The organism is Lactiplantibacillus songbeiensis, assembly GCF_005405125.1.
Taxonomy (GTDB): domain Bacteria; phylum Bacillota; class Bacilli; order Lactobacillales; family Lactobacillaceae; genus Lactiplantibacillus; species Lactiplantibacillus songbeiensis.
Map to the genome: position 1 here is coordinate 86,128 of NZ_BJDL01000017.1, position 21,263 is coordinate 107,390.

General features: G+C 45.4%; 20 protein-coding genes and 1 other annotated feature. Of the genes, 4 read left to right on the forward strand and 16 right to left on the reverse strand.

The genetic code is table 11. The features are described 5' to 3' along the window. Window positions 1-22: 22 nt before the first annotated feature. The 15 genes from FFM77_RS06945 to FFM77_RS07015 form a co-directional block, all read right to left on the reverse strand. Window positions 23-1,177 carry a 5-methyltetrahydropteroyltriglutamate--homocysteine S-methyltransferase gene (locus FFM77_RS06945; RefSeq protein WP_137635043.1) on the reverse strand — a complete coding sequence of 385 codons (1,155 nt, stop codon included), beginning with the start codon at window positions 1,175-1,177 and terminating at the stop codon, window positions 23-25. A gap of 76 nt (window positions 1,178-1,253) precedes the next feature. Then, window positions 1,254-1,486, reverse strand: a binding site (T-box leader). A 61-nt stretch (window positions 1,487-1,547) separates the two neighbouring features. Next, entirely contained in the window at window positions 1,548-2,789 is a 1,242-nt protein-coding gene (purD, locus tag FFM77_RS06950) for a phosphoribosylamine--glycine ligase (protein WP_137635044.1), read from the reverse strand. Window positions 2,790-2,809: 20 nt separating this feature from the next. Then, the gene (gene purH / locus FFM77_RS06955) at window positions 2,810-4,342 is read right to left on the reverse strand and encodes a bifunctional phosphoribosylaminoimidazolecarboxamide formyltransferase/IMP cyclohydrolase (RefSeq protein ID WP_137635045.1); all 1,533 of its coding nucleotides are present in this window, start codon (window positions 4,340-4,342) and stop codon (window positions 2,810-2,812) included. Continuing rightward, window positions 4,342-4,920, reverse strand: coding sequence for a phosphoribosylglycinamide formyltransferase (gene purN / locus FFM77_RS06960; RefSeq protein WP_137635046.1), 579 nt, complete (start codon window positions 4,918-4,920; stop codon window positions 4,342-4,344). Before purN ends, purH begins: the two co-directional genes overlap by 1 nt. Next, the gene (gene purM / locus FFM77_RS06965) at window positions 4,913-5,938 is read right to left on the reverse strand and encodes a phosphoribosylformylglycinamidine cyclo-ligase (protein ID WP_137635047.1); all 1,026 of its coding nucleotides are present in this window, start codon (window positions 5,936-5,938) and stop codon (window positions 4,913-4,915) included. The genes purN and purM overlap by 8 nt, the downstream gene beginning before the upstream one ends. A gap of 15 nt (window positions 5,939-5,953) precedes the next feature. After that, window positions 5,954-7,396 (reverse strand): amidophosphoribosyltransferase, encoded by a 1,443-nt coding sequence (purF, locus tag FFM77_RS06970; RefSeq protein ID WP_137635048.1) that lies wholly within the window; start codon window positions 7,394-7,396, stop codon window positions 5,954-5,956. Next, on the reverse strand, window positions 7,381-9,600 hold the full coding sequence (purL, locus tag FFM77_RS06975) for a phosphoribosylformylglycinamidine synthase subunit PurL (RefSeq protein ID WP_137635049.1): 2,220 nt from the start codon (window positions 9,598-9,600) through the stop codon (window positions 7,381-7,383). The genes purF and purL overlap by 16 nt, the downstream gene beginning before the upstream one ends. Beyond that, the gene (gene purQ, locus FFM77_RS06980; RefSeq protein ID WP_137635050.1) at window positions 9,593-10,273 is read right to left on the reverse strand and encodes a phosphoribosylformylglycinamidine synthase subunit PurQ; all 681 of its coding nucleotides are present in this window, start codon (window positions 10,271-10,273) and stop codon (window positions 9,593-9,595) included. Before purQ ends, purL begins: the two co-directional genes overlap by 8 nt. 1 nt (window position 10,274) lies before the next feature. Continuing rightward, on the reverse strand, window positions 10,275-10,529 hold the full coding sequence (gene purS, locus FFM77_RS06985) for a phosphoribosylformylglycinamidine synthase subunit PurS (RefSeq protein WP_137635051.1): 255 nt from the start codon (window positions 10,527-10,529) through the stop codon (window positions 10,275-10,277). Then, a complete protein-coding gene (gene purC, locus FFM77_RS06990) occupies window positions 10,529-11,263 on the reverse strand; it encodes a phosphoribosylaminoimidazolesuccinocarboxamide synthase (RefSeq protein WP_137635052.1) in 735 nt (244 codons plus the stop codon). Before purC ends, purS begins: the two co-directional genes overlap by 1 nt. Before the next feature lies 1 nt (window position 11,264). Continuing rightward, window positions 11,265-12,395, reverse strand: coding sequence for a 5-(carboxyamino)imidazole ribonucleotide synthase (gene purK, locus FFM77_RS06995; RefSeq protein WP_137635053.1), 1,131 nt, complete (start codon window positions 12,393-12,395; stop codon window positions 11,265-11,267). After that, window positions 12,379-12,861 carry a 5-(carboxyamino)imidazole ribonucleotide mutase gene (gene purE, locus FFM77_RS07000; RefSeq protein ID WP_137635054.1) on the reverse strand — a complete coding sequence of 161 codons (483 nt, stop codon included), beginning with the start codon at window positions 12,859-12,861 and terminating at the stop codon, window positions 12,379-12,381. The genes purK and purE overlap by 17 nt, the downstream gene beginning before the upstream one ends. Before the next feature lie 328 nt (window positions 12,862-13,189). Beyond that, window positions 13,190-14,464 (reverse strand): NADPH-dependent oxidoreductase, encoded by a 1,275-nt coding sequence (locus FFM77_RS07005; protein ID WP_137635055.1) that lies wholly within the window; start codon window positions 14,462-14,464, stop codon window positions 13,190-13,192. Between the two features lie 18 nt (window positions 14,465-14,482). Beyond that, complete coding sequence (locus FFM77_RS07010) at window positions 14,483-15,091, reverse strand: NADPH-dependent FMN reductase (RefSeq protein WP_137635056.1); 609 nt, start codon at window positions 15,089-15,091, stop codon at window positions 14,483-14,485. Between the two features lie 125 nt (window positions 15,092-15,216). Next, window positions 15,217-16,008, reverse strand: a complete 792-nt coding sequence (locus tag FFM77_RS07015; protein WP_137635057.1) for a tyrosine-protein phosphatase — start codon at window positions 16,006-16,008, stop codon at window positions 15,217-15,219. 303 nt (window positions 16,009-16,311) lie between these two features. Here FFM77_RS07015 and FFM77_RS07020 point away from each other — a divergent pair, with 303 nt between their 5' ends. Continuing rightward, the gene (locus tag FFM77_RS07020; protein WP_137635058.1) at window positions 16,312-16,947 is read left to right on the forward strand and encodes a carbonic anhydrase family protein; all 636 of its coding nucleotides are present in this window, start codon (window positions 16,312-16,314) and stop codon (window positions 16,945-16,947) included. Window positions 16,948-16,972: 25 nt separating this feature from the next. Further along, complete coding sequence (locus FFM77_RS07025; RefSeq protein ID WP_137635059.1) at window positions 16,973-17,782, forward strand: alpha/beta hydrolase; 810 nt, start codon at window positions 16,973-16,975, stop codon at window positions 17,780-17,782. 342 nt (window positions 17,783-18,124) lie between these two features. On the opposite strand, the gene FFM77_RS07030 is transcribed toward FFM77_RS07025, so the two are convergent. Continuing rightward, window positions 18,125-19,099, reverse strand: coding sequence for an asparaginase (locus FFM77_RS07030; protein ID WP_137635060.1), 975 nt, complete (start codon window positions 19,097-19,099; stop codon window positions 18,125-18,127). Between the two features lie 241 nt (window positions 19,100-19,340). Here FFM77_RS07030 and FFM77_RS07035 point away from each other — a divergent pair, with 241 nt between their 5' ends. Together FFM77_RS07035 and FFM77_RS07040 are read left to right on the forward strand one after the other, a co-directional pair. Next, on the forward strand, window positions 19,341-19,739 hold the full coding sequence (locus FFM77_RS07035; protein ID WP_137635061.1) for a 3D domain-containing protein: 399 nt from the start codon (window positions 19,341-19,343) through the stop codon (window positions 19,737-19,739). 307 nt (window positions 19,740-20,046) lie between these two features. Then, entirely contained in the window at window positions 20,047-20,916 is an 870-nt protein-coding gene (locus tag FFM77_RS07040) for an NmrA family NAD(P)-binding protein (RefSeq protein ID WP_137635062.1), read from the forward strand. The last annotated feature ends 347 nt before the right edge of the window (window positions 20,917-21,263 follow it).

The following is a 21,263-nucleotide window of genomic DNA, read 5'->3' on the forward strand; positions in this document are numbered from 1 at the left end:
CTTTTTTATTAACGACTTACCATTAAGCGCCCCAGACTTCAGTTGCAATTGATTTAACGAGGTCAATCTTAGCCCATTGTTGCGCAGGCGTTAAAACATTGCCTTCTTCAGTCGACGCAAACCCACATTGAGTACTCAAGCAGAGCCGGTCCAATGGCACATACTTAGCCGCTTCATGAATACGGTCAATAATCGTTTGGCGTGCTTCCAATTCACCTGACTTGGACGTAATCAAGCCAAGTACGACGAATTTATCATCACTGACCAGCTTCAAGGGTTCAAACCCCCCCGCCCGATCACTATCATATTCTAAGTAATAAGCAGTGACATTTTCTTGATTAAACAACGGATCAGCCACTGAATCATAACCACCAGCTGAGGCCCAAGTAGAATGGTAATTGCCCCGGCAAACATGGGTATTGATCGTTAAATCAGCCGGTAAATCCTTAATGGCTTCATTATTAACCGTTAAATATAGTTGCTTATTCTCATCTAATACCGCATCATTGCGTGCTGAGACATCGCCAGTCTCAGCGCCCTTAGTGTGATTACCAGCTAACATCCCCCAAGTACAATCGTCTAATTGAATCGTCCGTGCCCCAGCTGCATACAGGTCTTCAAGGACCTGGTGATAGGCTGCGGCTAAATCCTTGACGACTGCCGCATCGGTTGCGTAGACCTGCCGTAACGCCGCGACGTTTTCGGGTCGTTGTAATTCAGCTAGACATTGCGCCGGTGCTGGAATCGTTTGTTTAACTTGAATGCCAGCACTAACATGAGCTTGTACAAATTTAAAATGATCGACAAACGGATGATTTTCTCCACTAATTTTACCAGTAACGGTGGCTGATTCCGCCCGGGTTTCTTCAGCATTAAAGACGTAACCTTGAGTTAATTGCTTTTTAGCAATACCTTGTAACCCCCAGAAAAAGTCTAAATGCCACCAACTACGCCGAAATTCACCATCTGTCACGGCCTTTAAGCCAGCCGCTTCTTGTTCTTGAATGAGTTTAATAATTTCGCGATCTTCCACAGCTTTCAGGTCAGCGGTATCCAAAGTACCGGCTACGACTTGCGCCCGCGCTGCCTTTAAGGCTTGTGGTCGTAAGAAACTGCCGACGACATCGTACCGAAATGGTGAAACCGTCCGTTTGGAAAAGCTTGTTTGTGTTGTCATTTAATAAAACCCCCGTCTAATAGTTGTCAGTCTCTTTAATCGCAAAAAAACGTCCCTTCTAATCACCAATGTGATTAAAAGGGACGTTTTTTAAACGCGTTGCCACCCTGCTTCGCTGCTAGCTTACACTAGTAGCCTCAACGGTACCTGTTGATACCGCGCAAGCTAACGGTTGCAACCGCTCAGCCAGCGTGAACCGGCTGAGATGCTCAGAGCTCATCTTCATTAGCAGCAATTAGACCCGTTTTCACTAATCCGGGCTCACTATCACTAACTGCTCATAACTACTCTTCTCTTCAACGCAAATTAGAATACGATTAAATTCAATGGTTAAATCATAAATCGTTCTCTCATAATTGTCAAGCTGACTTTAAACTTTTTTTACGGCTAACCCTTTGGCACCAATATCAGTCCGATAAACCAAGTCCCCCGTTGATAGTTGGGCTAGTTTCGCATACGCGGCCGTTTTAGCTGCCGCCAATGATGCCGCGTGAGCGGTGACCATCATCACACGACCACCTGCACTAACTAATCGGCCCGGTTCACCAGCAACACTGGCATAATCGGCGCCAGCTAGTGTTGGCACAGCGGTGCCTTTAACGGGGTGGTTGGGATAACCAGGCGCCGCCAGCACGATGCCCAAATAAGTCGCTTGCGTTTGCCAGGTTGCGGCTGGTTCGCGATGATGTAATAAATCCACGATTAATTGATAAAAATCACTCTGTAATTGTGGCAACAAAATCTGCGCTTCCGGATCACCTAACCGCAAGTTATATTCAATCACTTGCACCCCTTGCGCCGTTAAAATACCCCCAACGTAAATGACCCCTTCAAAGCTAAGACCATCACTTTGTAAACCGGCCAAAGTTGGTTCAATAATCGTTTTAACAGTTGTCGCAATAATTGCTGGCGTGATCTGCGGTACTGGCGAATACGCCCCCATCCCACCAGTGTTAGGCCCCTGGTCATCATCTAAGAGCCGTTTATGATCTTGGGCAGTCGGCAACAGGCAATACTTATCCCCACCAACCAAAACCATCTGTGAGAATTCAAACCCATCAACATAGACCTCAATTAAAACCGTATCGGTCGCCGCAAACGCTTGGGTCAACGCGGCCACTGCTTGGTCGTGGGTCGTCGCGACCGTGACCCCTTTGCCAGCTGCTAAGCCGTCAACCTTTATCACTTGTGGTAAGGCTGCTTGCGCACTGTAAGTTGACGCAGCTGTTAACTCATGAAACAACTGATAGTCAGCCGTTGGAATCTGATGTCGACGCATAAATTCCTTGGCAAAGACTTTGGAACTCTCCAGTTGAGCCGCCGCTTGATTCGGACCAAAGACTGCTAACCCGGCTGCTTGAAAGTAATCAACAATGCCCGCTGCTAGTGGTACTTCGGGACCAATAAAAGTTAACTCAATTGTATTTTGACGTGCAAAATCAACTAAAGCCGCAAAATCCAATTCATCAATTGCAACCGTCTGAATACCATCTAATTGCATGCCCGGATTTCCCGGGGCACAAGTGACTGTCGTGACTTGGGGACTAGCCAACATGGCCTTAGCAATGGCATGCTCACGACCACCACCACCAACGACTAATACTTTTGCCATTTTCGTACCGTCCTTTCAGCTTAATGCCGGAAATGCCGGACACCAGTTGTCACCATGGCGATGCCATAGCGATCAGCCATATCAATCGAATCTTGATCCTTGATACTGCCACCAGGTTGGATAATTGCTCGAATTCCATGTTGGGCTGCAAACTCGACACAATCATTCATTGGGAAGAATGCATCGGAAGCTAAAATAGCATGTTCATAGCCTGGTTTGCTCATGGCTTTTTCAATCGCAATCTTCGTCGAATCAATACGGTTCATCTGACCAGAGCCAACCCCTAATGTCCGATCAGCAGTTGTCACGACAATCGCATTACTCTTCACGTGTTTCACAACTTGCTGCCCAAAAGCGAGGGCTTTTAATTGTTCAGTCGTTGGTTGTTGCTTCGTGACGACCGTAAAGTCGGCTGGCGCCTCAAAGGCAGCATCGACTTCTTGACGTAATAAGCCGCCGCCAACCGAAATCGTTTCAAACTTATCGGCAGTATGCGCCTGGTCAAAATCAACTGTCAATAACCGTAAATTTTTCTTCTTGGCTAAGACGGCGTAAGCATCATCATCAAAGCTTGGCGCAATGATAATTTCCAAGAATAACTGATGCATCTTCTCAGCGGTTGCCAGATCTACCGGCCGATTAGCCGCAATAATGCCGCCAAAAATGGAAATTGAATCAGCCGCATACGCTTTATCCCACGCTGCTTCCAAATGATCAGCTAAGCCCACCCCACAAGGGTTCATATGCTTCATCGCCACAATCGCTGGTTGATCATATTCACTGACCATCCGTAACGCCGCATCCGCATCTTTAATATTATTGTATGAGAGCTCTTTACCATGCAATTGCTTAGCCGCGGTGATTGAGAATGGCGTTGGCAATGCATTTTCATAGAAGGCCGCTTGTTGATGACTATTTTCACCATAGCGTAAAGCTTGCTTTTTATCATAGGTCAACGTTAACTTCGCTGGGAATTCATCAGTCGTCAAGTATTGCGCAATCAAGGCATCATAAGCCGCCGTATGCTGAAAGACTTTCGCTGCTAGTCGTTGCCGCATCGTTGGTGTCACTTCATCAGCTTGCAAAGCCGTTAAAATAGGCTGGTAGTCGGCAGGATCCACAATGGGTAAAACCGCCGCAAAGTTTTTGGCTGCTGACCGCAACATGGAAGGCCCACCAATGTCAATTTGTTCAATTGCTTCAGCCTGGGTGACATCTGGTTGCTGAATCGTCGCCTTAAAGGGATATAAATTCACCACGACCATATCAATTGGTGTAATCCCAGCTTCCTTTAATTGCGCCATATGGGCTGGCAAGTCCCGCCGCGCTAATAGGCCAGCATGGACTTTTGGATGCAAGGTTTTAACGCGACCATCCAACATTTCAGGAAAGCCAGTCACATCCTCAATCCCAATCACTGGAATTCCCGCAGCTTCTAAGGCCTTTTTGGTCCCACCGGTTGAAACTAATTCATAATCTAATTCCACTAACCCTTTAGCAAAGTCGGTTAATCCTTGTTTATCAGAAACGCTTAATAATGCTCGTTTTGTCATTAGATTGCTCCTTCATTGATGAGTGACTGTAACACGTCTGGATAAAATTGATGTTCTACTTGATGAATCCGTGTCGCTAAAGTCTCAACGGTGTCAGCTGCTTCAACTGGAACCGTTCGCTGGGCAATAATCTGCCCCGTATCGATACCGGCGTCAATATAATGAATCGTGACCCCAGTCTCAGTAACTCCTGCAGCAAAGGCATCTTCAATCCCATGCCGCCCAGGAAACTTCGGTAATAAAGCCGGATGTAAATTAATGATGTGATGCGGATAGGCCGCAAGCAACGTCGGCCCAATAATCCGCATATATCCCGCTAACAAGACCACTTCGACTTGATGAGCCTGTAGTGCCGTCAGAATAATGGCTTCGGCCGCAGCCTTGTTGGCATAATGCTTAAAGTTGACGACCAAAACCGGTATGTTAACGGCTTGTGCGCGTTTTAAGACGGGGGCATCTTCATGATCACAAACCAGTAACACGATTTTGGCCGGTAATGACCGGGTCGCAATCGCTTGTTGCAATGCTGTAAAGTTGGTCCCATTGCCAGAAGCAAAAACTGCTAACTTTTTAAGCATGTTTAGCCTCCTGGAATGCGACCGGCGTGGTCCCTGCAGCCACCCGGCCAACCCGATAAGCTGGCTGATGTTGGGCTGCTAAAACCGCTAACGTTGCATCTACCTGGTCTGGATGGACAATCAACACCAGGCCTAAGCCAAGGTTGAATGTACTGCGAACATCTGCCGCACTTAAACGGCCTAGTCGTGCCAATAATGGCATCACGGCTGGCACTGGCCAACTCCCCAATTCAAACGTAGCACTGAGTTGTGCTGGCAAAGCCCGGGCGACATTTTCAATTAGCCCGCCACCCGTAATATGGGCGATGCTAGCCACTAATTTTTGTTGGAGTAATGGCAGCACACTCGCGGTATAAATCTTGGTTGGTCGCAATAGCTCCGTTTGTAAGTCATGTCCCAATTCTGGAAAAACGGTGCTTAGCTCATAGTCATGTTGTTTGAATAAGATATCGCGAACTAAGCTAAAGCCATTTGAATGTAAGCCATTTGAAGGCAGACCAATCAGAACGTCACCCGCCTGGACATTTTGAGGCGTCAATAAATCTGACCGATTAGCGATGCCCACTGCAAAGCCTGCTAAATCATAATGCTCTTGACCATACATATCTGGCATTTCAGCCGTTTCGCCACCAATTAAGGTCATACCAGCCTGTTCACAACCGGCCACTACGCCTTGTAAAATGGCTTTAACCCGTGCCTGATCAGTATGACCTAAGCCTAAATAATCCAAGAAGAATTGTGGGCGGGCACCTTGGGCTAAAATATCATTCACACACATCGCAACCAAATCAATCCCAATTGTCGTATGCTGATGAGCCGCAATCGCAATTAAAAGTTTGGTCCCCACGCCATCCGTCCCAGCAACGAGGACTGGCTCATTGGCAACCGCTTCGGCTGCTAATGGAAAGGCCCCGCCAAAGCCGCCTAATTGGGCATTGCCACTCAGCTGCTTTACTGCTTTGAGCACTTCGTAACCGGCATTGATATCGACACCGGCTTTTTTATATGCATCGCTCAAGTCCGTCACCCTTTCCTAGTTGGCTTGTCGCTTTAACTGTTGAATTTCCGCATCATACTCAGCTTGATAATCATAGAGTGGTGTTGGATAGTCCCCATTAAAGTACGCCATACATAAACCACCATAAGGCGCATCGCACTTTAATCCGACCGCATCAATGACCCCTTGTTCACTCAAGAATCCTAATGAATCGGCCCCAAATGTTTTGCACATAGTGGGAATCGTTTCTTGCGCAGCAATAAGTTCCCGCGTCGTCTGGATATCGATTCCATAAAAGCAAGGGTAACGTAATGGTGGTGAGGCAATTCGTAAATGTACCGACTTCGCACCGGCATCCTTTAACAACTTAACGATCCGCCGACTCGTTGTACCCCGAACAATCGAATCATCGATCAAGACCACTCGCTTACCAGCAACAACGCCTTTAACGGCCGATAACTTCATCCGAACACCTTGTTCGCGTAACGCTTGGGTTGGCTGAATAAACGTGCGTGAAGAATATTGATTTTTGATTAGGCCCATTTCATAAGGCAACCCGCTAGCTTCCGCATAACCGGTTGCCGCTGATAGTGACGAGTTTGGTACCCCGACCACGATATCGGCATCAACCGGCTGTTCTTTCGCCAACTGGGCGCCCATCCGTTTACGCGCCGAATGGACATTCACGCCATAAATATCTGAGTCGGGCCGAGCAAAGTAAATGAACTCCATCGAACAAATCGCTAGTTGCGTCTGCGTCGTATAATGATCGATCTTAAGTCCCTCATCATCAATCGTCAGTAATTCTCCCGGATGCACGTCTTGGATAAACGTTGCGCCAACGGTATCTAAAGCACAAGTCTCACTACAAACGACGTAACCACCCGCTGGTAATTTACCAACTACTAATGGCCGGAAACCATTCGGATCAAGCGCCGCATACAACCGATCATTCGTTAGTAAAATATAAGCAAACCCACCATGAATCTGGCGCAACGCTGCTTTAACTTGCTCGGTTAACGTTGGGGCTTGGCTCCGCCGAATCAAATGCATCAAGATTTCACTATCCGAACTAGCATGGAAGATGGCGCCATCGGCTTCTAGTTGCCGCCGTAAAGAGACCGCATTGGTTAAATTACCGTTGTGCGCTAAAGCAAATTGGGAATCACTGAAATTAAATTCTAACGGTTGAATATTTTCAACCCCGTGATTACCGGCCGTCGCGTAACGAACATGCCCGATAGCAGCCGTCCCAGTCAACCGGTCTAGCCGGCGTGGATCACGGAAAACATCTGCCAATAGTCCCAAGCCACGTTCAGACTGTAATTGACCGTGGTCGTTAGCTGTAATTCCGGCCCCTTCTTGACCACGATGTTGTAAGGCATGGAGACCAAAATAAGTTAAATTGGCCGCGTCAGGGGTGCCCCAAACGCCGAAAACACCACATTCTTCATTTAAGCCTTTTACTTCAGTAGGCATGGTAGCGCCCCTTCCCATAACCGCTGCGCAAAGCTGACTTTGATGTCGAAGGCTTGATCAGCGGTTTGAATAAACAGCCGGTCATCGGCAGTTGTCGTTCCTAGATAAGTCGCATACGGTTCCATTAAGTTCGCAAACGCCGCTTGCTTATCCGGTGTGACCGAAATCACAAAACGCGATTGGGTCTCAGCAAAGAAGTTCATCGATGGTAAGTCACTCGTCAACTTCACACCAAAGCCCTGTCCAAAGCAAGATTCAGCAATAGTGGTGATTAAGCCACCTTCTGAAACATCATGGGCACTCGCCACTAACCCTTTTTGAATCGCCCGTAACAAGAGCCGCTGATTTTGATTTTCAGTGACTAGATCAAAGTCGAACAGCTCACCACTGATTTTTCCGGTCAGCATCTTTTGAATCTCACTACCGTTAAAGTCGGCACCAGTATTACCTAGCACATAGACAGCATCGCCAGCATGCTTAAAGTCTTGCGTCGTAATATCTCGTTGATGCTTGATCAACCCAACCATCCCAATCATCGGCGTTGGGTAAATAGCTTCACCATTAGACTCATTATTTAACGACACATTACCAGAAATCACTGGCGTGTTAAATAACTGACAGGCCCGCGCAATGCCTTGCGCGGATTCGTCTAAATCATAAAATTGTTCCGGTTTCTCTGGATTGCCATAATTCAAACAATCAGTAATTCCTAACGGTAAACCACCGCTTGCCACAATGTTTCGAGCCGCTTCCGCGACAGCAATTTCGCCGCCAACACGTGGGTTCAAATACAAGTAACGACCATTAACATCGGTCGTTACCGCCAAAGCTTTGTCAGTATGGCGAATCCGAATCACCCCAGCATCTGATCCTGGCTTCACAACCGTATTCGTCTGCACTTGCGAGTCATATGTTTCGAAGATGGCTTTTTTGGATGCAATCGTTGGTTGTTGTAACATCTTTTTAAGGGTGCCCGTTGCATCGACTAAACGTGGCATAAATTGATGATGACTTTGCTTATTCAAACGCGTTGGCCGCTTCTTTTCACGCTGATAGACCGGCGCCTTGGTTGCTAAGGCATCGACTGGTACATCGGCGACCAGTTCCTGATGATGGAATAATTGATACTGATGACCCGCGGTAACTTTCCCAATGGTGACGGCATCTAAACCATACTTTTCAAAGACCGCGTAGATTTCATCTTCGGCCCCTGCCTTCACACAGAGCAACATGCGTTCTTGAGATTCTGACAACATCAATTCAAACGGCGTCATGCCACTTTCACGTTGGGGCACTAAGTCTAAGTTCAATTCCAAACCACTGCCGGCTTTAGAAGCCATTTCTGCTGATGAAGATACTAACCCAGCCGCACCCATATCTTGAATCCCAATCAAGACATCGCGATGATCACGAATGACTTCTAGACACGCTTCCATTAATAGTTTTTCCATAAATGGATCACCGACTTGCACCGCTGAACGTTGTGACGCCTTGGCATCGTTGAATTCAGCGGAAGCAAATGAAGCCCCGTTAATCCCATCACGCCCGGTCTTGGCGCCAACATAAATGACACTATTCCCAATCCCGGTTGCTTGCCCTTTTTGAATATCTGCTTGATCTAGAATACCGACACACATCGCATTCACTAACGGGTTTTTTTGATAACTGGCGTCAAAGACCGTATCGCCACCAATCGTCGGGATCCCGATACAGTTCCCATAACCGCCAATCCCAGCGACGACTTGTGAAATCAAATATTTGGTATGGGTATCATCCGGTTCACCAAATCGCAAACTATCCAATAGTGCAATTGGTCGCGCCCCCATGGAGAAAATGTCTCGAATAATCCCCCCGACCCCAGTCGCTGCCCCTTCATAAGGTTCAACGGCAGACGGATGATTGTGACTTTCAGCTTTAAAGACGACCGCCTGACCATCGCCGATATCAATAATCCCAGCACCTTCACCCGGACCTTCTAGGACTTGTTCACCTTGGGTCCAAAACTTCTTTAAGACCGGTTTAGAGTTCTTATACGAACAATGTTCACTCCACATTCCTGAAAACAACCCAGCTTCAGTATAATTAGGCAACCGACCGAGGACCTCATCCGTTAATAATTGATATTCAGCATCAGTTAAGCCCCAGTCACGGTACGCTTGCGTGTCGCGCAAAGCTTCCGGTGATAATTCAGGATTCTTAAGCATGGGTGACCTCCTGTCCTTGATTAGTGAGTAATGAGTTAAATAAGCCTAAGCCATCGATTGACCCTAAGATGGCTTCAACCGCGCGTTCTGGATGGGGCATCATCCCCAGTACATTACCGGCCCGGTTAATAATACCGGCAATATTGGCGACACTCCCATTCGGGTTATCAGCATATTCGAAAACGATCTGATGATGGGCTTGTAATTCAGCCAAGGTCGCGGCATCGCAATAATAATTACCTTCACCATGTGCAATTGGCAATTGAATGTGTTGATTCTCAGTGTAAGTCGTTGTAAATTGCGTCTGTGTGTTACGGACAATCAATTCACTCGTCTGACAAATAAATTTAGCAGAACGATTGGCTTGCAAGGCACCTGGCAATAACCCCGCTTCCGTTAAGATTTGAAAGCCATTGCAGATTCCCATAACCGGTTTACCGGCGGCTGCAAATGCTTGGACGGCTGTCATTACGGGGGCAAAACGAGCAATCGCGCCACTGCGTAAGTAGTCCCCATATGAAAAGCCACCGGGTAAAATCACCGCGTCATAAGTGGATAAATCACTGGTCGTTGCTGGGACTAACTCAGCTTGAGCGTGCAAAACATCACGCAAAGCATTGACCATATCGTGGTCACAATTGGAACCTGGAAAAACTGGGACGGCAAAAATCATGTTATAACGCCTCCAGCTCAGTGATGTCGTAACGATAAGTTTCCATATTGACATTAGCTAATAAGCGGTCGCACATCTCATCCACTTCGGCTTCGATTGGGCGACTGCTAGCTGTTAATCTCAGTTCAAAATATTTACCTAATTCAACTGATTGCACATTCGTATAGCCGAGTCGATGTAAGGCATCATTCACGGCTTCTCCTTTAGGGTCTAAGATTGATTCTTTGTAGGTCACATACACCTTAACTAAGTACATTATTGTTGGCCTCCTTCGACGCTGGCTAATCGCCGCAATACTTCCTGATAGACCGTCGTTAAATCACCCAGATTCTTCCGAAACACATCTTTATCTAACGATTCATGGGTCGTCAAGTCGACTAAACGACAACTATCTGGCGAAATTTCATCCGCTAGTAAGACTTGTCCAGCCGCCGTCATCCCAAATTCAATCTTGAAATCGACTAACTGAACATTCATTTCTCCAAAGATGGTCTGTAAACGTTGATTAACTAATAAAGCTTGGCGCCGCATTTCAGTTAACGTGGCCGCCGTTGCAACCCCCAGTGCTTCAATCTGCGAATCGTTAATAAAGGGATCATCCAATTGATCACTCTTATAGAAGAATTCCATGACTGGCGTCGCAAATTCGGTTAAATGCGGCACCGCAAATTTACGTTCAAAACTACCAGAAGCCGCATTGCGAACCACGGTTTCTAATGGAATCATGCTGACACGGCGCACTAATTGCACGTGGTCTGAAAGTTGGTCAATAAAGTGGTTCTCAATCCCATGTTGGGCTAAATCCTGAAAAATCAGGCTGGAAATGCGATTATTCAACAAACCTTTTTGGTCAATTGCGACTTTGCGCTTGCCGTTTAAGGCTGTCGCTTGATCTAAATACTCGACCCAGAGCACTTCTGGGTCATTAGTCACATACATTTCCTTCGCTTTACCGGTATATAATAAATCGCCTTTTACAAATTCAGTCATCTTATTGTGCTCCCTTCAAACTTGCCAGCGATGCCATGGCAGTGTTCACGTCGTCAGCTAATACGGTTATGTGTCCCATCTTGCGCTGGGCTTTGATCTCAGCTTTGCCATAATCATGAAAATGCCATTCTGGATGTTCAATTAATTGTTGCCGAGCCAACGTTAAATCAGCACCTAATAAATTACGCATCACTGCTGGCTGATACTGGTGGACTGGTGGAATCGGTAGGCCACAAATACTACGAATATGGGCCTCAAATTGTGAGATATTGCACGCTTCAATCGTATAATGCCCAGAATTGTGGGGTCGTGGTGCAAGTTCATTCACTAATAAGTGATCATCTGGTAACACAAAGAATTCAATGCCGAGAACACCGCGCAAACTTAACGCTTCCGCAATCGAAACGGCGATTTTACGGGCGTCAGCATGGACTGCTGGTCCGACATTCGCCGGGGCAATCGTGGTGTGTAAGATATGATGTTGATGTTGATTTTCAACTAAAGGAAAGGTCGTAATGACGCCAGCAGCACTGCGCGTCACCATCATGGAAACTTCTGCCCGAAAGGTTTGCCGAGCTTCCAAGATGCACGGCTGCGTCAATAATGCCAGACTGGCATCCGTTGGTGTCGTGGTATTTAAATCAGCTTGACCGTGACCATCATAGCCGCCAGCTGCTGTCTTTAAAATGGCCGGCGTGCCGACACGTTGTAACGCATAGTTCAAAGATTGTTGATCTGTGACCGGAGCAAACCCAGTCACGGGAATTCCGTGGTCGTGTAAGAATTGTTTTTCATTTAACCGATTACCGGTGATGTGTAAGAGTTGAGTACCTTGTGGTAATTGGGCATAACGTTGAGCGGCTTGTAGGGCCTGCTCATCAACGTTTTCAAATTCATAAGTCAAGACGTCGCTACGTTGCGCCAAGCTGATTAAGGCTGCTTGATCTTGATAATCTGCGACAATCTGAAAGTCGGCAACTTGGCCGGCCGGGGCTTGTGGCGTCGGGTCTAAGACACCGACCTGATAGCCCATTGACTTCGCACTTAAAGCCATCATCTGACCGAGTTGTCCCCCACCAACAATCCCAATCGTTGCGGGTGGTAAAATTACTTGCTTAGAATTGGCGTTCACTTTGTTCAGCCTCCTGCCGTTGTTGTTGCCGAAAATCAAGTATCGCTTGCTGAATTTTTTGATCATGTAATCCTAATATTTGAGCGGCCATTAAGGCGGCATTCTTGGCGCCAGCTTTACCGATGGCCATCGTTGCCACCGGAACTCCACCAGGCATTTGCACAATTGATAATAGTGAATCTAAGCCATTCAAAGCCCGTGATTGAATCGGTACCCCAATGACTGGAATCACCGTATTCGCTGCCAGCATCCCTGGTAAATGGGCTGCCCCGCCAGCGCCTGCAATAATGACGTCCAAGCCACGTTCCTGAGCTTGTTCACCATATGTTTGTAAAGTTGCCGGCATCCGGTGGGCCGAAATCACCCGCCGTTCATACGTAACTCCTAAATCAGCCAACAATTCAGCCGCTAACTGCATCGTTGGCCAATCAGAAATCGAGCCCATCACCAAACCAACCTTCGCCATCTCAATCCCTCTTTCCTTGTTTTCATGATAAGTTTAGCAACTTAGGTCGTCACTGTCAACGAATTTCTTAACTTTACCGATAAATTAACATTTTAATGTTCGTGTTTATTAAAATAAGCCGTACAAACTAGCCGCCAATTATTAATATATTTTTAGCCGGTTTGACGGACTTTTATTAAGTCACCGAACTAATCCCGGCAGTAAGGTGATATTTCGCAATAAATATATTTATTGTAGAAAAAGCGAACAATCCATTTAAGTCACTATCATCGCAATCGACTGTATAAAAAAACAGCCACTCATCAGAATGACTGTTTCAAAATCTTATTTAGCTGTTAGCAGAAGCGCCGGAAACTTCATCTGGTTTTTCTGGTTCAGCGGTCGCTGGTTTTTCAGGTTCCGTATCAGCCGACGCGCCAGAAACGGCATCCGTCTTTTCTGGCTTCGTATTCGTTGAAGCTCCGGAAACGGCATCGGTATCCGCATCAGGATCTTTAACTAACATTTGACCCGTGTGCTTCAAGTAATATTGAACGATTGGCATAATATCTAAGACCAATTCATTGATCCCTTTGTATTCACCCTTCGCATCATGCATGGCCTTGTAGTAATGCATCACATACTTGTCAGGCCCCATTCCGGGTACAGGTAAGCGGAACATATCCGTCTGACCGGTCCGCAACATATGAATAACTTGTTGAACGTGTGGAATCGCCCGTTTAGGATGGCAATCAGCCATTGGGTTACCCGCTTGGCCTGGTGTCCGTGCAGCCAACATATCTTTAGCTTCCAAGAAATGGTTGTAATAGATAAATTGGTTGTTCGCATCTGCATAGGTCAATTCAATCGGCATTGAATTTAAGAAGTAATTCAATTGATTGACGGTTAAAAGCCCACGATCTAACTTAACGTAGTCGTCACCTTCAGCGGCATTCGTCTTTTCAGCCGCCTTTTCAACCCAATCAGCAGCATGCATATCAACGCCTTCAACGGTCGTTTCAACTTTACCATGCGATTCCAGGTCTTCTGACTGCCAGCCTGGATCTTCTTTCTCATTCATTTTATTGATCACCTTTACAAATTTAGTGAATTTACCAAGGGTTTCTTTTAAGAAGGAAACGGTCCGATCATCTTTTAAGTTATCATTTTCGTCAAAGACCGTCTTAACATTCGCCAATAAGAATTCATTACCAGGCATCACAATCGCATCAACACCAGGTGATTCTAGGATTTGACGTAAGTTTAATTGGGCCCGTGATGAGCCTTGATCATAATATGACGCGCCAACAATCATAACGGGTTTGCCAGACATTGGATGGATATTGAAGGATAACCATTCAATCAAGCTCTTCAAACTAGCTGTGATCGTATGATTATGTTCTGGCGTCGCAATGATGACCCCGTCAGCGGCCAAAATCTTATTGCTGATGGCTTGAACCGCTGGACTATCAGTCTGGTCGTCACTTTGGTTAAACAACGGCACATCATTGATATCCAAGACATCAAGATCAACAACATCTTTAAATTCACGTGCAATATACTTTAATAGTAACCGATTGTAGGATTTATCTGCTACTGAACCGGCAATTCCAACTAATTTCATTTAACTGCTTGCTCCTCTCTAACGGTTCGCCCAATCAATATCATGGATTTCTTGTTTGTTAGCCGCATTAGCATGATTCAATTGCTTGGTAATGTCGACAAATGTCTGGAAATCAGCAAACAAGTCCTCTAACTTAGCTAATTTGGTTTGGTCAACTAAATTGCCGTCATCGTCAAAGGCTTGTAACGAATGGCCTAAGAAGAATTCAGAGCTTGGCATGATCCGCGCACGTAATTCTGGTGAATCCAGGATTTGACGGAGATGTTCTTGCGCCCGTGATGTTCCTAAGGACCCATATGAAGCCCCAGTAATCATCACTGGTTTATCCGCAAAGGGATTCACATAGTAGGATAACCATTCTAAGGCATTCATCAATGCAGCTGGTGCGGAGTGATCATACTCAGGAGTACTAATAATCACACCATCAGCCTGATCGATTTGTTTCGCCATTGCCTGAGCTTGGGCAGGAATCTGCTTGTCTTCAGGCTTATTGAACATCGGTAATCCTTTAATCTCAACGAGTTCAATCGTCGCTTGATCGGCAAAGTGCTTTTGCATAAACTGTAATAACTTTCGATTGGTCGAATTATCTGAATTAGTACCGACAATCGCAACAAACTTGTGCATTTTAAATAACTCCTTTTTATAATTGAATTTTAACAATATATTATGCTTATCGTCCCCTATATTGTAAACGATTTCACGATATAAAGCAAAATAATATTTTTTAGTTATAAGTCGACATTAACTGATTAATCTAGGTAAAGATGCCGTAAATCGGCCAATTCAGTTTTGGTCAATTTCAGTTCCGTCCGTAAGTAGTGTTGCATGTTGCCCGACTGTCGTTTGATCTCAGCTAAAGCAGCATCCAAATAATCACTATTGACTGACCACAAGGCTTTAACACTCGCAATCGTCGCTGCGGAAGCCCCTTGTTTCGTTGCTTCCTTGACCATACTCTCAATCCGTTTAACCGAGGTCTCATTACTCATCAAATAATCCGTCCGAATCGTCTGTGGATCGACACCTAACGCACTCAACAAGTATACCGCGCCCATCCCAGTCCGATCTTTACCAGCCGTACAATGGAACAACAACACTTCATTGGGTTGATCATTAGCTAACAAATTATCAAAGAAACGCCGATATTCCGCTTTAGAATGGTCTTCAGTCGCAATCATCCGATAAACTTTGAGCATGTGCCGATAACCACTGTCTGGATGCTTCTCTAAGTTTGCAGTCATCTTATCCGTTCCATCGGAATTACGGGTTTCATCAACATTGAAGACTGGTGCAAATTGATATTTGGCATTTCCCGGCACCCGGTCTGGTTCGTCTAAAACTTCTTTCGGTGAACGAAAATCAATATCATAGCGCACACCGTAGTCATCTAAGAATTTCAAATCGGTTGCCGTTAATTGGCTCAAGTTCCCCGTCCGAATGACTTTATGCCACTTAAGCGTATGGCCGTCTTCCGTGGCGTAACCGCCCAATTCCCGGAAATTGATTCCTTGTTGCATTGTTAATACCCGTTGATTTGCCATTTTATCGTCCACCTATTCTTTGAGATTATCTACTTGCTATTCTACCATTGTCGGCCACCCTAGCGATTATAAATCTGCGCCATTAATTGACAAAGTTGGTGTCCGTGAGAAAATAGGAAGTAGTTATTTTTGGAGACTAGTACTGATTTCCAACATACTTACCCGTAGCATTTGCGACTGTTTCACCTGAATTACCAAGGCAAGTATTTTAGGACCCAACTGGTAAACACAATCAACACTAGCCTCCAAATACGACATCATTAAATCAAAGAACACCATTAAATAACTATCGGAGGATTTCAAATGACATTAGACTATGCAACTCAATCGACGTGGCAATTCGTTGGTGGTCAACAACAGTCACCGATCGACATTAACACAAAAACGACCGTTGTTTCTCAACTATCAGCTATCAGTTGGCGGGGACTCTACCAAGCTAAAACCATTGCCGGTGAAGCCACCACGCTTAAAGCCAGCGGGACCGGTAAGGCTTACTTAAATGACCGCGACTTCGACTTTCAACAATTACATTTTCATACACCCGCTGAACATTTATTAGATGGCGTGGCCGCACCAATTGAATGGCATTTGGTCCATCGCAGTGCGACTGGCCAATTAGCCGTCGTCGCCGTCTTCGGCCGTATCGGCAAACCCAATGCCAGCTTCCAAGGCTTATTAGACCAAGTCACACCTAATGCGAGTCATGACCTAACGGAACCCGTTGATTTGACTGAACTTTTACCAGATACCGGGACGGTCTACCATTACTTAGGGTCATTAACAACCCCACCATTGACGGAATCGGTCGAATGGTACGTGTGCGCTGACACCGTTATGATTGGTGAACAACAATTAGCTGCTTACCAACAGCGCTATCAGGCCAATCATCGGACAGTACAACCATTAAATGATCGACCAATTATTGCTGAACGCTTTTAATTTCGGCTAATAAGGGGGCATCCACATGTCTAAAAAAGTAAAATGGGGTTTACTAGCTTGTGCCGCTTTTCTCCTATTAATTGTTGGTTTGGGGTTAGCCAATCAGTTACAAAGTGACCGCACCAGCCACGTGATCTTGACCCAGCGGCGACCGCTGATCTTAATTCCCGGTAGTGACAGTTCCCCACATGACTTCGACAACCTAGTCAAACAGCTTAATGCGCAATCACAGCATCCCGTTGTCCGACTGACGATTACTGCCAACCATGCCATTACCTTTAGTGAGACGAGAACCAAAGACTCCCCATTAAATGAAACAGTGGTGGTCATTCATTACGAAAATAGTACGGACACCAATGCCACTATAATTGACCAAACGCAAGGTCTGGCTAAAGCCATGGCTTACCTTAATAAGCGCTTAAAGATGCGAGATGCTAATGCGCTAGGCTATTCAAACGGTGGCTTGATTCTAAGCCGTTACTTAGCGGGCATGGCCACTAGTCAACCCGTTACCGTAAAAAACGTGATGCTTGTTGGCACACCATTTTTAGGTACCAACACCAAACGTCCCGATCGTGAGTTATTTACCCCCTTGCTTGCTAAAAAAGCCCAATTCAAGTCGCTCCATGCCGTCGTCAATGTGGCGGGCGATACTGGTCGTGGCAATGATGATGTCGTCCCAGTCAGCAGTGTGACCGCTGGTGGCCAGCTCTTTATGAACCAAGCTGATCGCTATACACAGATGACGGTTAATCAGGCTGGCATCACCCACGCTAAGCTGATTCAAGAACGCTACGTGGCCCGCCTCGTTCGCCAGAATTTACTGAATCAATAAGGCTAGTTAGCGTAAATTGCCATTCTGGCCCGCCCAGCGTTTTAGGCGCCGCAATTTCATCTAGCACCAAGCGTGGTGACCAGCTCAGGCGCAAACTTGCAGCCACCACGATTCAATTAGCTTAACGAACAAGCTTAATCTCAAAAAACACCAAAGGAGCCAACGACTAATATCAGTCGTCAGCTCCTTTTATGAATGGTCATACATTTAGTCTTAATTAAAATTACCGCTCACCGGTTACAATGAATTGACGTTAGTTTATAAATAGCCGATTCTGGACCAATCAAAGTAGTGGCTTAATCCAATGAATTCCAAATGTATTGATCACGCTATTTTTACTGATTAAGAATTGGCAGTCCCGACAAACCGGGCTAATTCATCGCCGGACATGCCAGCACTAACCCCAACTAATAACTTAATCCGGGCTTTTTGACCGTTCAAGCCTTGGCAGAAGATCACGCCCATTTGTTTCAACTGGACGCCCCCGCCTTCATAATCGTAGACATCTTGGGCAATACCGTTGAAGCAACGTGACACTAAGACAACTGGAATCCCCATATCTAGCAAGGCTTGGACCGCTGGTAAAGTCACCGGTGGTAAGTTGCCGGCACCCAAGGCTTCAATCACGACCCCATTAGTTGACGGTTGCGTGATAGCTTCTAGTAATTCTGGTCCCATCCCAGCGTAAGCTTTCACTAAGAAGACATTATCAGCGACCGTTTGAATAGGACAGACGGTTGAGCGTAATAATGATTCAAAGAAGACCACACCATGCTTTGCCACTAAGCCGATTGGACCAAATGTCGGGGTCCGAAAAGTGGCCACATTGGTCGTGTGGGTCTTTGTCACATAGCGAGCAGAGTGAATTTCGTCGTTCATTACAACCAAGACGCCTTTATCCGCGGCATCCGGCGTGCTAGCCGTCTGGATTGCCGTTTCCAAATTATGCAGACCATCAGAACCAATTTCGTTAGCGGAACGCATTGCTCCAGTAACAACTACTGGTAATTCGTTCGGTAAGGTCAAATCTAAAAAGTACGCCGTTTCTTCCAACGTATCTGTGCCATGTGTCACGACAACCCCATCGATGCCTTCATGAGCAGCCTTAGCAATCCGTTGCTTTAAAGCCAACATTTGCACCGGAGTAATATGTGGTGACGGCAAGTTAAAAATATCTTCAGTCGTTAATTCGATTTCATCCGCAAAGGGATAGTTGTAATCATCCAGTGGATTTTGAGCACCGGGCGCCATATTGCCAGCTTCATCGGCCGACATTGCGATCGTCCCACCCGTATGTAACACTAAAATCTTTTTCAAAACGCGTTTCCTCCTATATTGAGCAACCTAACATCAGTAAGCTTCACTAGTATGCTTCATTTTAGGGTACGGACGAAGTGATTGCAATCACTAAAACCACTTACCCGTTAATTCACCGTAACCCAGCTGTAACATTTGTACATAAATTGTTACCTGCCTGTCGTGGGTCTGCAACTTGTACACGATATACTAGAAACAATTATTAATTCGGCATAACTTACTTTGGAGGAAAACACTTTTTATGAAATCACTCGTTAAAATTTTCGTTATCGCGTTCTTTGCCACGGTTGGTTGCATCACCATCCAGAACTTTTCTAATCAACTAACACCCTCAGTTGCCGCTGCTAGTCGGTTAAAGAAAGGTAAGACTTACCATGTTAAAGCAACCGGCTATGACGCAGTACGCTTAGGCGGGCGGACGGCTTCTGGTTATTTCGTCAATAGTAAAAAGAAAAAAGTGATTGCGGTCGATCCACGCGTGATTAAGCTTGGTTCTAAGGTAAAGGTCAACGGTTACGGGACAGCAATTGCTGCGGATACAGGCGGTTTAATCAAAGGCCGTCGCATTGACCTGAACATGAGTACCACCAAAGCCATTCGCTTTGGGTATCAGACCGTTAAAGTCACGGTTGTTAAATAACGCTCATCAGCATCGGCTAAGCCCCCCGCTTGGCCGATGATTAATCTATTCAAACGGTGTTACCAATTAACTTGGTAGCGCCGTTTTTTGTTTTCAATCCAGCCTTGCCATTCTGGTTGATCCAGCATTTTAGAACTCAACCGGTAGGCGGCAAGCTTAACTAATACCAAGCATTATGCTTATATTTCTGCCTTTTCATGGAAAAGGTCACGAAGGCATCGAAACAACCGGTCAGATTGTTAATCGTTGATAATTATTTTTTAGCGTGTAAAATGCTTTTATTCTATAGTTTGGATTGGAGTTCATTATGGCAGATAAAATCTTGGTAATTGGCGGAACCGGTAATATCGGTTGGCCTTTAATCGAATACTTAACTCATCAACACGTCAAGGTCGTTGCTGGTACACACAACATTGATAAAGCAACGATCAAATTCGCTGGATTTGACAACGTCGAAATTAAATATTTTGATTTCTTAGATCCAAGCTCTTTTGAAGATACGATGACTGGTGTTAATAAAGTCTTTTTTGTTCGACCACCACAATTAGCCAAGCCAAAACAAGATATGTTACCTTTTTTAACTTACATTAAACAAAAACAGATTCAACAATTAGTCTTCATTTCCCTCTTAGGTGTCGAAATACTGCCAATAATGCCACACCATAAGATCGAAAAAATGATTCTTGATCTGGATATTCCTTATACTTTCATCAGACCAAATTATTTCATGCAGAATCTCAATACAACGCATCATGAAGACATCTACAACCATCACGATCTATTCATTCCTGGAGGCAATTCTCGAACTAGTTTTATTGATACACGGGATGTTGGCGAAATCGCGGGAGTGACCTTATTAGACCCCCAATACCTTAATCAAAAAATAGACATCACCGGTCCAGAAGCTTTTTCATATCAGAAAATAGCTCAAACAATGACTGAACTTCTTGATGTTCAGTATACGTACAGTAAGCCTAGCTTGTTGAAATTCCGCAAAACAATGCTACAACGTGGACTCAACAAAACGTTTGCGAATACTTTAGTGCAGATTTATGTTATTGAGCAAGTTGGCACGATTACTGCCAGAAAAGTCAACCACAACGCTGAAAGGCTACTGGGTCACGCCCCTCGCACGATGCAGACTTATATTAAAGACTATCAAAAATATTTCAAATAAGAAGTGAAACCAGCTAACTTTGCTTTACCATCTATGCTTCCTTCGTTATTGTCAAATGACCAATACTCGGTCACCGGACAATAACGAAGGAATTTTTGTATGACATCGCAATTACTGGACGCAGTTGATCAGTATTATTCAACACCCAGCATAGGCCATAACTTAGTTACACGCCCTCAAAAGCTCCCCACTAACTAACCTCATTTCTCCCCAAATAACTTTCAAAATATAATCCTCAATCATACGGATCCTTGGTACCGTTGACTTCATCGCCTTAATCAAAACCAAAATAAAAAGACAGCATTGACAAAATGGCAGACTGCCTTTATAGTTAGTTACATAAGTAA

Bases quoted from the DNA above. Each gene is read 5' to 3' on its own strand.
- FFM77_RS07020 (WP_137635058.1), top strand. From the start codon at position 16,312: ATGACATTAGACTATGCAACTCAATCGACGTGGCAATTCGTTGGTGGT.
- purH (WP_137635045.1), bottom strand. From the start codon at position 4,342: ATGACAAAACGAGCATTATTAAGCGTTTCTGATAAACAAGGATTAACC.
- FFM77_RS07015 (WP_137635057.1), bottom strand. From the start codon at position 16,008: ATGGCAAATCAACGGGTATTAACAATGCAACAAGGAATCAATTTCCGG.
- purQ (WP_137635050.1), bottom strand. From the start codon at position 10,273: ATGATTTTTGCCGTCCCAGTTTTTCCAGGTTCCAATTGTGACCACGAT.
- FFM77_RS07005 (WP_137635055.1), bottom strand. From the start codon at position 14,464: ATGAAATTAGTTGGAATTGCCGGTTCAGTAGCAGATAAATCCTACAAT.
- purL (WP_137635049.1), bottom strand. From the start codon at position 9,600: ATGCTTAAGAATCCTGAATTATCACCGGAAGCTTTGCGCGACACGCAA.
- purS (WP_137635051.1), bottom strand. From the start codon at position 10,529: ATGTACTTAGTTAAGGTGTATGTGACCTACAAAGAATCAATCTTAGAC.
- FFM77_RS07010 (WP_137635056.1), bottom strand. From the start codon at position 15,091: ATGCACAAGTTTGTTGCGATTGTCGGTACTAATTCAGATAATTCGACC.
- purD (WP_137635044.1), bottom strand. From the start codon at position 2,789: ATGGCAAAAGTATTAGTCGTTGGTGGTGGTGGTCGTGAGCATGCCATT.
- FFM77_RS07025 (WP_137635059.1), top strand. From the start codon at position 16,973: ATGTCTAAAAAAGTAAAATGGGGTTTACTAGCTTGTGCCGCTTTTCTC.
- FFM77_RS07040 (WP_137635062.1), top strand. From the start codon at position 20,047: ATGGCAGATAAAATCTTGGTAATTGGCGGAACCGGTAATATCGGTTGG.
- purF (WP_137635048.1), bottom strand. From the start codon at position 7,396: ATGCCTACTGAAGTAAAAGGCTTAAATGAAGAATGTGGTGTTTTCGGC.
- FFM77_RS06945 (WP_137635043.1), bottom strand. From the start codon at position 1,177: ATGACAACACAAACAAGCTTTTCCAAACGGACGGTTTCACCATTTCGG.
- purN (WP_137635046.1), bottom strand. From the start codon at position 4,920: ATGCTTAAAAAGTTAGCAGTTTTTGCTTCTGGCAATGGGACCAACTTT.
- purE (WP_137635054.1), bottom strand. From the start codon at position 12,861: ATGGCGAAGGTTGGTTTGGTGATGGGCTCGATTTCTGATTGGCCAACG.
- FFM77_RS07035 (WP_137635061.1), top strand. From the start codon at position 19,341: ATGAAATCACTCGTTAAAATTTTCGTTATCGCGTTCTTTGCCACGGTT.
- purC (WP_137635052.1), bottom strand. From the start codon at position 11,263: ATGACTGAATTTGTAAAAGGCGATTTATTATATACCGGTAAAGCGAAG.